Genomic DNA, 13,434 nt, shown 5'->3' on the forward strand with positions numbered 1-13,434 from the left:
CTATTACGGCAATGCGTCTAGGTCGGCGCCTTCTTTTTCTACCACTTCGGGTATTAAATCTTCTTTACTTACGCCCATGGTAATCGCTACCGAGCTTGCAACGTAAACTGAAGAATAAGTACCAATAAACACACCAAATAACAAGGCAGTAGCAAAACCGTGAATGGTTTGTCCGCCCCACACAAATAGCGCAATCAATACCAAAATGGTGGTGATTGACGTTACAAGTGTACGATTAAGTGTTTGCGTTAACGACATGTCGATAATTTCAATCGTGTCGTCGATGCGTACTTTACGGAAGTTTTCACGAATACGGTCAGATACCACAATAGTATCGTTAAGTGAGTAACCAATTACCGCCAATATGGCCGCTAAAATAGTTAAGTCAAACTCTAACCCTAATACAGAAAACAAGCCAACAGTAATAATTACATCGTGTAGTAATGCCCCCACTGCGCCCACAGCAAAACGCCACTCAAAGCGAAATGCCACGTAAATCAAAATACAAATAAGCGCAGTTAACATGGCAAGGCCACCCTGCTCTTTTAAGTCTTCCCCTACGCTTGGACCTACAAACTCAATACGGCGCATTACTACGCTTTCATCAGCTTGCTTTAAGGCAGTAATCACTTGATTACCAATAACTTCGGCTTTTACTTCACTGCCGCGCGGCGCTAAACGCACCAAAATATCTTGGCTAGAACCAAACAGCTGCACTGAGGCATCGGCAAAACCGTTTTCAGCTAATACTGAGCGTACTTTTTTCAAATCTGCAGGTTGCGAAAAACCAACCTCTACAGCAGTACCGCCAGTAAAATCTAAACCAAAGTTTAAACCTTTGATAAAAATTGAGGCAAACGACGCTAAAATTAATAGCGTAGAAAAACCCATTGCCACTTTACGAAGTGACATGAAACGTAGGGTTTTACCACCCAAACTTAAAATTTGCATGTCCGCTCCTTAAATTGAAAGTTTATCAATGCGCTTACCACCAATAAATAAGTTAATTACCGCACGGGTACCAACTATGGCTGTAAACATTGAAGTTAAAATACCAATTGCCAGCGTTACGGCAAAACCTGCAATTGGGCCGGTGCCCACTGCAAATAATATAATGGCCGCAATTAGTGTGGTGATATTGGCATCAAATATAGTACTAAAGGCGCTATCGTAACCAAAATGAACGGCTTGTTGCGGGCTACGACCATCGGCCAGCTCTTCACGAATACGCTCAAAAATAAGTACGTTAGCATCTACTGCCATACCTACGGTTAATACAATACCGGCAATACCTGGCAGCGTTAATGTAGCACCTGGAATTAACGACATTACACCTACAATAAGTACTAAGTTAGCGGCAAGTGCTATGTTGGCAACTAAACCAAACCCTTTGTAGTAAATAAGCATAAAGGCAAGCACAAACGCAAAACCAAGAGCTACAGCTGTCATACCCGCTTCTATGTTTTCTTGGCCTAGGCTTGGGCCTACTGTGCGCTCTTCAACAATTTGAATTGGCGCAACTAGTGCTCCGGCGCGTAATAGCAAGCTTAAGTTGTGAGCTTCGGCTGGGTTATCAATACCTGTAATACGGAATGAGCGGTCAAGACGAGCTTGAATAGTCGCAACGTTAATAACCTCTTCTACCTTAATAGGTGGAAGTGCTTTACCGTCAGCGTCTTTTTTGCCCGATGGCTTGTACTCTATAAATACCGTGGCCATGCGCTTACCAATAGCGCGTTTGGTAAAGGCATTCATTTTTGCCCCGCCTTTGCTATCTAAGGTAATGCTCACTTGTGGGCGCTGGTATTCATCGTTGCCTGATTGCGCACCTGTGATATGGCTCCCTTCAAGAATGACACGCTTTTTAAGTACCACAGGGTAACCATCGCGACTCATGATCATTTCTGTGCCTGCGGGAATACGCCCTTGAGCAGCCGCACTTGGGTCAGCATTTTCGTCTACTTCACGAAATTCAAGCGTGGCCGTTGCACCTAAAATTTCTTTAGCGCGTGCTGTATCTTGTACACCTGGTAGTTGCACAATAATACGCTCAGCACCTTGGCGCTGTACGTTAGGCTCTGCAACACCAATTTGGTTAATACGATTACGAATAATGGTTTCGTTTTGCTTAATAGCGTAGTCACGTATTTCTTTAAGCTTTTGCTCACTCATAGTGGCAAAAAATGCGCGATCGTTACTGCTATCATCAATGTATACGTTTAGTGGGTAGCGCGATGCTAAGAAGCGTTCAGCCGCCTCTTTATCTTCTTCGGTACGCATTTCTACACGCATACGCTCAGACCCTGCTACACGGCGAACACTACGGTAACGAAGTTTTTCTTCGCGTAGGTCGCTACGAAAATCTTGTTCCATTTGCTCTAGCTGATTATCTACCGCGGTTGCCATGTCGATTTCCATGGTGAAGTGAACACCACCACTTAAATCAAGACCTAGCTTCATCGGGTTACCACCCAATGATTTTAACCATGCTGGTTGAGCGGGTGCCATATTAATAGCAGAAATATAATCGTCGCTAAGAGAATTACGCAGTAAGTCTTGCGCTTTTAGCTGTTCTTCAACATTTTTAAAACGCACTAATACTTGGCCGCCTTCAAGCACGGTAGACTTAGCTGTTACATTATGTTGTTTGAGGGTTGCGTTTACTTTGTCTACTACACTGAGATCGACATCTGCACCTTTTGCCCCCGAAACTTGTATAGCCGGATCGCGGCCATACAAGTTTGGAGAAGCATATAAAAGGCCAATGGCTACCACAGCTAAAACAAGTAAATACTTCCAAATTGGAAACTTGTTTAACACAGGCATGTCCTTTTTATTTTTATAGTGACTTCATTGTGCCTTTAGGCAATACAGCAGATACTGCCGATTTTTGTACTGTAACTTCAGCTTGCTCATTTAAAGAAATCACGATGAAATCTTTATCTTCAGCAATTTTTACGATTTTGCCAACTAAACCGCCTTGGGTAAGTACTTCATCACCTTTAGCCATCGCACTCATTAAGCTTTTATGTTCTTTAACGCGCTTAGCTTGTGGGCGGTAAATTAAAAAGTAAAAAACCAAACCGAAAATAGCTAACATAATTAGCATTTCCCAACCACCACCTGCAGCAGGTTGACCAGCAGCGGCGTGTGCGTTTGAAATAAATAAACTCATAATACTTCCTCTATATTTTTAAATTTTAATTTATATCTGCAAGCTCTGGCACTTCTTGGCCACGGCGAGCATAAAAATCACTAACAAATTCTTCTAGTTTACCTTCACTAATAGCATTGCGTAGGCCTTCCATAACACGCTGATAGTATCGTAAGTTATGGATTGTGTTTAGTCGTGCGCCTAAAATTTCGTTACATTTATCAAGGTGATGTAAATAAGCACGCGAGTAATTTTTACAAGTATGGCAATCACACTCAGGATCAAGCGGACCAGTGTCTGTTTTATGCACTGCGTTACGAATTTTAATTGTGCCTGTAGTAATAAATAAATGACCATTACGTGCATTACGCGTAGGCATTACACAGTCAAACATATCAATACCACGGCGTACAGACTCAACTAAATCCTCAGGTTTACCTACACCCATTAAGTAGCGTGGTTTATCCTCTGGCATTTTGTACGCACAATGATCAAGAATATTCATCATTTCGTTTTTAGGCTCACCCACTGATAGGCCACCTAATGCGTAACCATCAAAGCCAATTTCTTCTAGGCCTTTTTGTGATTGTGCACGTAACTCAGGGTACATACCACCTTGAATAATACCAAATAAAGCTGATGGGTTGTCGCCGTGGCCTTCTTTAGAGCGCTTAGCCCAACGAAGCGATAGCTCCATAGACTCTTTAGCTTCTTTTTCAGTGGCTGGGTATGGCGTACATTCGTCAAAAATCATCACGATGTCTGAGCCTAAATCACGCTGTACTTCCATTGATTTTTCAGGCGACATCATAATTTGGTCACCATTTACCGGCGATTGGAACAACACGCCTTCTTCGGTAATTTTACGCATAGCGCCAAGGCTAAATACTTGGAAACCACCCGAGTCAGTTAAAATTGGAAAGTCCCAATTCATAAAGTCGTGTAAATCACCGTGTTGCTTAATGATTTCAGTACCTGGGCGTAACATTAAATGAAAGGTGTTACCCAAACAAATTTGTGCCCCTGTGGCTTTAACTTCATCTGGGGTCATGCCCTTAACAGTACCGTAAGTACCTACTGGCATAAATGCAGGCGTTTCTATTACACCACGGTCAAAAATCAAGCGGCCGCGGCGCGCTTTTCCGTCGGTGCGGTCTAATTCAAATTTCATATCATCCTCAATGTCGGAAAAACAGTCCAACAAGCTATAATTTAACCGCTCGATTCTACCCTTTTTGCCCCGCTATTACTATTAGCTGCGCTAAATTCACTACGTATTAGCACAGGCAAATAAAAACCCAGCGTGTGCGCTGGGTTTTTAGTAAGTGTACCGATTATAAAGGTGTTTATTTACGCGTTAAAAACATCGCATCACCATAGCTAAAAAAGCGATACTTTTGTTCAATAGCGGTGTTGTACGCACCCATAATGTTATCTTGGCCGCTAAAGGCACTTACTAGCATAATTAGGGTTGATTCAGGCAAGTGAAAATTAGTCACCATGGCATCAACTACATTAAACTGATAACCCGGAAAAATAAAAATATCGGTGTCGCCAAAATAGCTATCTAATTTACCGCCGTGTATTTTTGCTGCCGACTCTAGCGAACGCACTGAAGTTGTTCCTACTGCAATTACACGCCCGCCATTTGCCTTAGTTTGTGCAACAGCCTGTACCACGCTGTCAGGCACCTCAATGTATTCTGAGTGCATTACATGCTCATCTACACTTTCTACACGCACCGGCTGAAACGTACCCGCGCCTACATGTAGCGTAACAAACGCCATGTTTACGCCTTTTTGTTTTAGTGCCGCCATTAACTTATCGTCAAAATGCAGCCCTGCCGTAGGCGCTGCTACGGCTCCAGGTTTTTCACCATAAACGGTTTGATAACGCTCGCGGTCAGCCTCGGTGTCAGGGCGGTCAATATAAGGAGGTAAAGGCATGTGACCAATATCGTTTAGAATATCGAGTACATTTTGACTACGATCGAATTCAAGCTCAAATAACGTATCGTGACGCGCAATCATGGTCGCTTTTGCTTTGCCTTCTAAAATAACTTCGTTACCCGGCTTTAACGACTTACTAGCTCTTACATGGGCAAGTACGCGGTGTTCATCAACTACACGCTCTACAAGCACTTCAACTTTTCCGCCAGAGGCTTTTTGACCAAACATACGGGCAGGAATAACGCGGGTATTATTAAATACTAATAAGTCACCTTCGTTAACTAAATCAAGTAGGTCGCTAAACACTTTGTGTTCAACGTTGCCAGTTGAGCCATCTAGGGTTAGTAAACGGCTGCTGGTTCTGTCTTGTTTAGGAAAACGAGCAATTAATTCATCAGGTAAGTCAAAGCTAAAGTCAGCCACGCGCATAGTCGGTATTCCACATCAATAAAATCGCGCCAAGTGTATATCTATCCTGGGCTAAGCTCAAGATATCTACAACAGTTGAGAGGATTCACCCTATTTTAGATACATTTGAGTAACTACTTTAAATAATCTTGTTCTTATTAGTAAATATCATTATTCTTACTGCCTTTGATAATAATGGTTTAGTTTTGGGGTTATAAAAAAGTGGCAGATAAGCTGAAGTTGCTCATTCTAAACGCAAGTAGCGAAGAACGCCGAACTATACGCGCCACTTTAGAATACTTAAACGTATTTGAATTCATAGAAGCCGCAGATAGCCAAGATGCGCTCACCCTATTAAAAAAACAGCCCGTAAACATGATTATCACTGGTTTAAGCGTAGGGAAAATAGATGGCTGGCGCTTTTCTCGCATGATCCGCTCAGGCTTACTTAAAACACCTAAAAATACCCCTATTTTACTTATTCCGCCAATCTACTGTGAGCGTATAGCAGAAACCACCGCACGGAGTTACGGCATAGACGCTGTACTGCCCTTTGAGCACCAAGACATGTTGCCGCAGGTGTTGGCAAATGTATTATCTACACATTTAGAAAAAAGTAGCCGTCTTAATTTACTCTTACTAGAACCAATAGCGCAAAAAGCCGATGAAATAGCGCAGCAACTTAAGCTCAATTTTGCTATTACCCATGTTACATCAAGCCAAAGTGCTTTAAATGCTTACAACCAACAACAATTTGCTATTGTATTGCTTGATGCAACCGCGTCGCGCGCTGATACTTCAAGTCTTTTAGTCGAAGAAATACTACAACATAACCCTAAACAAGCCATTGTCACTATTATTGACAATAACGATGCAGACTATGCAGAGCAATTACTGTTGTCAGGTGTGACTGACTTTATAAGAGCGCCGTACGACCCGTCGTTTTTAAATAAGGTGTGTGACCATGCTGCGCGTCGTGAAGACTTTATGGTGAGTTATGCTGAGTTTGCACAAAAGGTTGAGCAGCTAAGTATTAGCGAAGTTCGCTACAAGGAGCTGTTTTCGGCGCACCAACGTATTTTACTGCATTTAAACACGGTGGTATTAGAGCTCGACCAACGAGGTAAAATTCGCTTTATAAACCCCGCTTGGGAAACACTAAGTGGCTTTGGGGTTAAATCGTCTTTGCAAAAGTCTTTAATCGACTATTGCTCAGATGAATGCCAAGTAAAACTAAATACGACCATTAACGATATTCTTAATGGCGGCACACAACAGCAGCAAGTTGAAATTCAACTTAATCATAAAAATGGCAATCAGATTTGGGTTGAATGCCGGTTACAGCTAATAAAAAACAGCAGTAATAATGCCACTATTACTGCCACAATCGACAACATACATGAGCGAAAACAAGCCGAGTTAAAACTGCGCCACTTAGCACTGCATGATACGCTCACAGGCTTACATAATCGTTATTATTTTGATCAACAACTTAATAAAATATGCCAAACCAAGCATACCTATGGTGGTGTAGAGCACGCACTTATTTATATCGATTTAGATCATTTTAAAATAATTAACGATAGTAAAGGCCATCAACAAGGCGATATAGTACTAAAAGATGTTGCCCAATTATTTGAAGCGAACATTAGCGCTAAACATTTAGTTTGTAGAATAGGCGGTGACGAATTTGCAGTTATTTTAAAAAATACCCAGTTGCTAGATGCTCACCTAATTGCAGAGAGTATTTGTAGCGCGATTGAACAACACGAGTTTAAATCAGAAGACCAAGTTTACTCAATTAGTTGCTCTATTGGCTTAACGCAAATAACGGCTCAAAATTGTGATCCGAGTGAATGCCTTAAGCAAGCCGACATTGCCCTATATATTGCTAAAAGTTTAGGCCGTAACCTAGTGCATTGCTACTCAAAAGAAGATGCGCAGAATAACACTCTGCAAACAGGACTTGAGTGGGGGCATGAGATCCGACAGGCGCTTCAACAGGACAACGTGGAACTACACTATCAGCCGATATGGGACTTTAAGGCCAATAAAGTGGCTTATTTTGAAGCGTTGCTACGTCTTAAAATAGACGATAAGCTTATTTTTCCTAATCAATTTATTCCCTCCCTTGAGCTACTTAACGATACTTTTTTGATGGACCAATGTGTTATTCGTAATGCTATTGCGAGCGTTGCTGAACACCCAGATTTAAATCAAGTGGCTATTAACCTTTCTGCTCAATCGTTTTTAGATGAACGCTTATTGCCACATATAGAATCGAGCCTAGAAAAATACCACGTACCGCCTTCGCGTATTATTTTTGAAATTACCGAGTCGGCCTCAGTCAACAACTTAAAAGCTACCCGTAAAATGATAGAAAAGCTAAACAGTTTAGGCTGTCATTTTTCTATTGATGACTTTGGTACAGGCTTTAGCACATTTAACTATTTAAAACAGTTACCTGCACAGCATGTTAAAATAGACGGCTCGTTTGTGCGTGACATGATTAACGACCCAATCGACTTAGCACTCGTTAAGGCTATTAACGATATAAGCCGCTCTCTTGATAAGCGCTCAGTAGCTGAATACGTAGAGAGCGAAGAGATATTTTTTGCCCTAAAAAAGATTGGTGTTGACTACGGACAAGGCTATTTTATTGCCCGACCCGTCCCTGTAGAAAAAGTACAATCGACGCTTAAAATTATTTACCAGAAGAAACCTTTTACCCAACAACAGCCTAGCGTCAGCTAAACATTTTTAAACAGTTTTAAGCATTTTATTACTATCATTATTGCACTTATTGCCTATACTTTACGTACCACTTAGTAAATGTCTTGTTGTTTTGATGATTTAACAATAAAAACATGACATTACCTATAAACATACATGGCTAGCAATTACATAGAGGTTAAAGCTTGTCAGGTTTAAGGAGGAAGGTATGGCGCAGTTGATTATTTTACTTCTCGTAATACATTGTGTAATTGCGTATCAGTGCTATCGATACGCGCAGCTAAAGGGCTACCCAGTAGGCGTATTTGCTACTTTAGGCCTACTCCCGTATTTTAATGTAGTTGTGTGGATTTATTTACTTTTTCTACCCGAGCTAGAACCCTTTGAAAGCCAAACACATAGCAAACAGCAGCCGTTATAGGCTGCTGTTTTTTTGCTTTAATTTACTCTTGAAAGTAATTAGGATTAACCCTCAAAGTCCAGGCTGCATTGGCGAGCTAAAAACACTTCCAACTGCTGGCTGAATAATTTAAAGTCGCGAATTCTTCCCGTGGTTTTTCGCCACAATATGCCTATATCTCGGTAAGCATCACCTTGCGAGGGAGTTGCTATCATATTTTTATCTTTAAGAATGCCCGCATTAATCGCCATTTGCGGTAAAAATGTAACCCCTAGCTGATGCTCTACCATACTGAGTAAAGTATGTAGACTTGCAGCTTCAAACGGATTAATACAGCTTGAACGATTTAAGTGACACGCACTCAAGGCATGCCCTGTCATACAGTGCTCTCGCTCTAATAAAAATACACTCGCCTCAGGTAGTAAATTAAAGTCTTCAACGCCTTTAGCTGGGCTGTAATCTTTGTGGTGCACTAAACTAAAGTGATCTTTAGCCAATACTTGGGTATGAAACTTCTCTGTTTGATAAGGCAGAGCTAACAACGCTAAATCAATATGGCCGTGTTCAAGCTTATCTAATAACTTATCGCTGGTATCTTCAACAAGTACCAGTTCTAAATCACAAAAGGTTTGCTTACAAAAATGATACAAAGGCGCTGCTATGAAGCTTGCAATAGTAGGTATAACCCCTACCACTAACTTGCCACTGAGTGGCGTTAGAAAGCTTTTCGTTAACTCTTTTAAACTAATTGTATCGTTGATAATTTTACGAGAGCGTTCAACAACTTCTTCACCAATACTGGTAAACATGAGGCTACGATTCTCTCGCTCTATTAGCTGACAACCGAGTGTTTCTTCAAGGTTTTGAATTGCACTGCTTAAAGTAGATTGCCCAATAAAGCACGCACTTGCTGCACGGCCAAAATGCTGGTGCTGATGTACAGCTAATAAATACTGCAGCTGTTTAATACTTGGTAGGTTGGTCATTTTTTCTTTCCACAAATAAAAAGACCCCAACACCAAAGGCGTTGAGATCTTTTCAAGCTAAAAGTCTTTGAGTACTTTTTTGTTAAACCCCAAACGCGGTTCTTAGTACGTAGAAAATAACAATAGCAAGGGCAGCGCCAACTGGCAATGTAATTACCCAAGAAACTACAATGTTTCTGATAACACCCATGTTAAGAGCAGCAATACCGCGTGCCATACCTACACCTAATACCGCACCAACTAAGGTTTGTGTAGTAGAGATTGGCATACCAGTACCTGATGCAATAACAACGGTTGATGCAGCCGCAAGTTCTGCAGCAAAGCCACGGCTAGGCGTTAAATGTGTAATACCTTCACCTATTGTTTTAATTACTTTTTTACCTAAAATAGCAAGACCCGCAACAATACCAAAACCACCGAGTGGTAAAATCCACCATGCGATAGCCGCTTTTTTAGCGATTTCACCGTTGCTTTCAACAATGTTCACAACCGCAGCTAGTGGGCCAATTGCATTCGCTACGTCGTTTGAGCCATGCGCAAACGCCATACAACACGCTGTTAATACCATTAATACCGCAAATACTTTTTCTACGTTATTAAATTGCATTTGTTTATCAGCTTTAGGGTCGATATTTAAACGTGAAATCGCAATTTTACCAATAATAGCTACAATCACAGCAATCGCGATAGCAATTAAGTAGCCCTCTGTAGCACCTAGATTAATACCTATATGCTTTAAGCCTTTCTTAATTGTTACTAGCGCCATAATAAAACCCGCTAAACCCATGTACAGAGGTACAAAGCGCTTCGCGTTTTTAAGCGGTGCATCGGTATCAAAAATTAGCTTTTGCGCACTCATAAATATTAAGTAAGCAATAAAGCCTGAAATTGCCGGTGTTATAATCCAACTACCTACAATACCTCCAACTTTATTCCACTGAATAGCCTCTGTACCCACTGCAACTAATGCAAAACCTATGATTGCACCAATAATTGAGTGAGTAGTTGAAACAGGCCAACCTAAAAATGAGGCGATTAATAGCCAAGTACCCGCTGCAAAAAGCGCAGAGATCATACCTAAAACCATTAAATCAGGCAGCGCTGCAAAAGGAGCTGCATCAATAATACCTTTACGAATTGTTGATGTAACCTCACCCCCCGCTAAATAAGCACCAGCAAATTCAAAAACCATCGCAATAATAATTGCTTGTTTTATTGTTAACGCTTTAGAACCTACCGAAGTACCCATCGCATTAGCGACGTCGTTCGCGCCAATACCATAAGCCATAAAAAAGCCGACTGCTGCGGCAATTAAAACTAATACCGTGCCGTAAGATGCAATGATATCCATTGTGTAACCTTAATCTTTCGTTTGAACTGATTTGTATAAATTAACGAGCTAACATCAGCTCAAGACGTGATCCTACGCGCTCTGCAATATCTGCAAGCTCGCCAACCCATTCAATTATTTTGTATAAAAACATAACATCAATTGGGTTTAGCTCGCTTTCTACATCACGCAGTTGGCGGCGTACTTTAATTTGCATTTCATCCGTGTCTTGTTCTATGGCATCCAATTCTACGAGCATTTTTTCAACTAAGGTAACCTCGCGACCTTTAAAACCCGTTTCTAATAACTCTTCTAACTCATTAATTGCTTTTGATGCTTGTTTAGTCGCATCAACACAACGTGTTAGATAAGCTAAAAAGTCTGCCTGCATAGCGCTAGGAATAGTCATTTCACGACCAATTACGCGCCCTGCAATATCTTTTGCTTTATTTGCTATTTTATCTTGTTGAGTTACGAGTTCGAGCAGATCTGTACGCTCTACCGGCATAAATAAACCACGCGGTAATTGTAAGCGTATATCTCTTTTCATATCATCAGCTTCACGCTCTAAATTACGAATAGTTAAACGAAGCTCTTCTGCTTGCTGCCATTCTTCTTTAAATACGTGATTAAAGAAAGGTATCAAAGCTTTGCTTGCTTGATGAACTTTCTTGATGTGTTCTTCCATTGGTTTGATAGGAGATTTTGCAAATACCCCTAAAAACGCGTTTGTAGGCATAACTGACCCTTTAATCAAATTGATATGCTTTGCAGCATGAATTTTACAGTATTAGCCGCGATTGTGAACGCTTTTTATTATTTCACCGCAGCTAACAATGCATGAAGCGGCATTAAGCCGCTTTAATAAAAAAGAATGATAGAAAAAATATTACAACGATTTTTCTATATCCTCTTGAGATGTATGACGAATATCTTTTCCGTTAACAAAATATATAATGTATTCCGCAATATTTTGGCAACGGTCCCCAATACGCTCTAATGAACGTACAGACCATACTAAATCCATAATTTTTGGGATTGAGCGTGGATCTTCCATCATATAAGTCATAATTTGGCGCGTAATTGCTTCATATTCACGGTCAACTTTTGAATCTTCTTTATGTACTTCAAAGGCGCGTTGTACATCCATACGCGCAAATGCATCAAGTACATCATGTAGCATTTTTAATACTTGGCGTCCCATATTTTCAATATTCACTAATAAATCTTGCTGATCTTTAGTAAATGAGTCCAAAGCTACTTTAGCAATACGCTCAGCTTCATCGCCAATACGCTCTAAATCAGCAATCGTTTTAGCAATAGCAACAACCAAGCGTAAATCGCTTGCTGCGGGCTGGCGACGCGCAATAATGCGTGTACACTCATCGTCGATGCTTACTTCCATTGCATTCACTTTGTAATCGTTTTGGCGAACTTTTTGTGCTAGTTCAGCATCGTTACGGCTTACTGCGTCAAGTGCACTGCTTAGCTGTTGCTCAACTAAGCCACCCATGTTTAGTACATGGTTACGAACATTTTCTAGTTCTTGATTAAAGCGACCAGATATATGTTTGTTTATATTATGTTCCATAATTACCTTCTCTTAAATTCGTTCACAATAACCAAGCAAGGACTAGCCGTAACGGCCTGTAATGTAGTCTTCTGTTTTCTTTTTGCTAGGCGTTGTAAATAAGGTATTAGTATCTGAGTATTCGATTAATTCGCCCATGTACATAAAGGCCGTTTGATCAGATACACGTGCAGCTTGTTGCATGTTGTGCGTAACAATGACTACGGTAAATTTATTTTTTAAATCGTTAATTAGCTCTTCAATAACCAATGTAGAAATTGGGTCAAGTGCCGACGTTGGTTCATCAAGTAATAGTACTTCAGGCTCAATTGCAATTGAACGGGCAATAACTAAACGCTGTTGCTGACCACCCGATAGCCCAAATGCGCTATCATGTAATCTGTCTTTTACTTCATCCCATAGTGCCGCACCACGAAGTGATTGCTCTACTACTTCATCTAGCTTACGCTTTTCTTTAATACCCTGTAAGCGTAGGCCATAAACCACATTTTCATAAATCGATTTAGGAAATGGGTTAGGACGTTGAAACACCATACCTACGTTACGACGAAGCGCGGCCACATCGACCTTTTTATCGTAAATGTTTTGACCATGAAGTAATATTTCACCTTCAATACGACACACATCGACTAAATCGTTCATGCGGTTAATGCATCGCAACAGGGTTGATTTACCACAACCCGATGGGCCGATAAACGCGGTTACCTGACCTTTAGGAATATTCATATTCACTTTGCTAAGCGCTTGCTTTTCACCATAGTAAAGATCAAGGTCCTTAATCTCTAACGCTTTTTGGTCATCAGTTAAGTTTTCTAAGTCTAACTTCAAGCCTGTATTAGCTTGGTTTACTTGTGGAGCGACTGTAATCATGTTTGTTACCTAT

At 40.8% G+C, this 13,434-nt stretch carries 12 protein-coding genes; 2 read left to right on the forward strand and 10 right to left on the reverse strand.

Annotation, left to right across the window (positions count from 1 at the left end):
- Positions 1-3 precede the first annotated feature (3 nt).
- The 5 genes from secF to queA all read right to left on the reverse strand — a co-directional run bounded on the left by secF (position 4) and on the right by queA (position 5,532).
- Positions 4-951, reverse strand: a complete 948-nt coding sequence (gene secF, locus AN389_RS09200; protein ID WP_055014704.1) for a protein translocase subunit SecF — start codon at positions 949-951, stop codon at positions 4-6.
- A gap of 9 nt (positions 952-960) precedes the next feature.
- On the reverse strand, positions 961-2,820 hold the full coding sequence (gene secD, locus AN389_RS09205; RefSeq protein WP_055014759.1) for a protein translocase subunit SecD: 1,860 nt from the start codon (positions 2,818-2,820) through the stop codon (positions 961-963).
- Positions 2,821-2,839: 19 nt separating this feature from the next.
- The gene (gene yajC, locus AN389_RS09210) at positions 2,840-3,175 is read right to left on the reverse strand and encodes a preprotein translocase subunit YajC (RefSeq protein ID WP_055014703.1); all 336 of its coding nucleotides are present in this window, start codon (positions 3,173-3,175) and stop codon (positions 2,840-2,842) included.
- Positions 3,176-3,200: 25 nt separating this feature from the next.
- Positions 3,201-4,325 carry a tRNA guanosine(34) transglycosylase Tgt gene (gene tgt, locus AN389_RS09215; RefSeq protein WP_055014702.1) on the reverse strand — a complete coding sequence of 375 codons (1,125 nt, stop codon included), beginning with the start codon at positions 4,323-4,325 and terminating at the stop codon, positions 3,201-3,203.
- A gap of 175 nt (positions 4,326-4,500) precedes the next feature.
- The gene (gene queA / locus AN389_RS09220; protein ID WP_055014701.1) at positions 4,501-5,532 is read right to left on the reverse strand and encodes a tRNA preQ1(34) S-adenosylmethionine ribosyltransferase-isomerase QueA; all 1,032 of its coding nucleotides are present in this window, start codon (positions 5,530-5,532) and stop codon (positions 4,501-4,503) included.
- Positions 5,533-5,733: 201 nt separating this feature from the next.
- Between queA and AN389_RS09225 the strand changes: the two genes are divergently transcribed.
- Positions 5,734-8,265 (forward strand): EAL domain-containing protein, encoded by a 2,532-nt coding sequence (locus AN389_RS09225; RefSeq protein WP_055014700.1) that lies wholly within the window; start codon positions 5,734-5,736, stop codon positions 8,263-8,265.
- 187 nt (positions 8,266-8,452) lie between these two features.
- Positions 8,453-8,665 (forward strand): hypothetical protein, encoded by a 213-nt coding sequence (locus tag AN389_RS09230; RefSeq protein ID WP_024031438.1) that lies wholly within the window; start codon positions 8,453-8,455, stop codon positions 8,663-8,665.
- Between the two features lie 44 nt (positions 8,666-8,709).
- On the opposite strand, the gene AN389_RS09235 is transcribed toward AN389_RS09230, so the two are convergent.
- The 5 genes from AN389_RS09235 to pstB all read right to left on the reverse strand — a co-directional run bounded on the left by AN389_RS09235 (position 8,710) and on the right by pstB (position 13,421).
- Positions 8,710-9,630, reverse strand: coding sequence for a hydrogen peroxide-inducible genes activator (locus AN389_RS09235; RefSeq protein WP_055014699.1), 921 nt, complete (start codon positions 9,628-9,630; stop codon positions 8,710-8,712).
- An 82-nt stretch (positions 9,631-9,712) separates the two neighbouring features.
- Positions 9,713-10,981 (reverse strand): inorganic phosphate transporter, encoded by a 1,269-nt coding sequence (locus AN389_RS09240; protein ID WP_055014698.1) that lies wholly within the window; start codon positions 10,979-10,981, stop codon positions 9,713-9,715.
- A gap of 40 nt (positions 10,982-11,021) precedes the next feature.
- The gene (locus AN389_RS09245) at positions 11,022-11,699 is read right to left on the reverse strand and encodes a TIGR00153 family protein (protein ID WP_004587620.1); all 678 of its coding nucleotides are present in this window, start codon (positions 11,697-11,699) and stop codon (positions 11,022-11,024) included.
- A 150-nt stretch (positions 11,700-11,849) separates the two neighbouring features.
- Complete coding sequence (gene phoU, locus AN389_RS09250) at positions 11,850-12,551, reverse strand: phosphate signaling complex protein PhoU (RefSeq protein WP_055014697.1); 702 nt, start codon at positions 12,549-12,551, stop codon at positions 11,850-11,852.
- A gap of 42 nt (positions 12,552-12,593) precedes the next feature.
- Entirely contained in the window at positions 12,594-13,421 is an 828-nt protein-coding gene (pstB, locus tag AN389_RS09255) for a phosphate ABC transporter ATP-binding protein PstB (RefSeq protein ID WP_055014696.1), read from the reverse strand.
- Positions 13,422-13,434: the final 13 nt, after the last annotated feature.

This window comes from Pseudoalteromonas sp. P1-7a, from assembly GCF_001401855.1.
GTDB lineage: Bacteria > Pseudomonadota > Gammaproteobacteria > Enterobacterales > Alteromonadaceae > Pseudoalteromonas.

Bases quoted from the DNA above. Each gene is read 5' to 3' on its own strand.
- pstB (WP_055014696.1), bottom strand. From the start codon at position 13,421: ATGATTACAGTCGCTCCACAAGTAAACCAAGCTAATACAGGCTTGAAG.
- queA (WP_055014701.1), bottom strand. From the start codon at position 5,532: ATGCGCGTGGCTGACTTTAGCTTTGACTTACCTGATGAATTAATTGCT.
- AN389_RS09235 (WP_055014699.1), bottom strand. From the start codon at position 9,630: ATGACCAACCTACCAAGTATTAAACAGCTGCAGTATTTATTAGCTGTA.
- AN389_RS09230 (WP_024031438.1), top strand. From the start codon at position 8,453: ATGGCGCAGTTGATTATTTTACTTCTCGTAATACATTGTGTAATTGCG.
- AN389_RS09245 (WP_004587620.1), bottom strand. From the start codon at position 11,699: ATGCCTACAAACGCGTTTTTAGGGGTATTTGCAAAATCTCCTATCAAA.
- phoU (WP_055014697.1), bottom strand. From the start codon at position 12,551: ATGGAACATAATATAAACAAACATATATCTGGTCGCTTTAATCAAGAA.
- tgt (WP_055014702.1), bottom strand. From the start codon at position 4,325: ATGAAATTTGAATTAGACCGCACCGACGGAAAAGCGCGCCGCGGCCGC.
- yajC (WP_055014703.1), bottom strand. From the start codon at position 3,175: ATGAGTTTATTTATTTCAAACGCACACGCCGCTGCTGGTCAACCTGCT.
- secF (WP_055014704.1), bottom strand. From the start codon at position 951: ATGCAAATTTTAAGTTTGGGTGGTAAAACCCTACGTTTCATGTCACTT.
- AN389_RS09240 (WP_055014698.1), bottom strand. From the start codon at position 10,981: ATGGATATCATTGCATCTTACGGCACGGTATTAGTTTTAATTGCCGCA.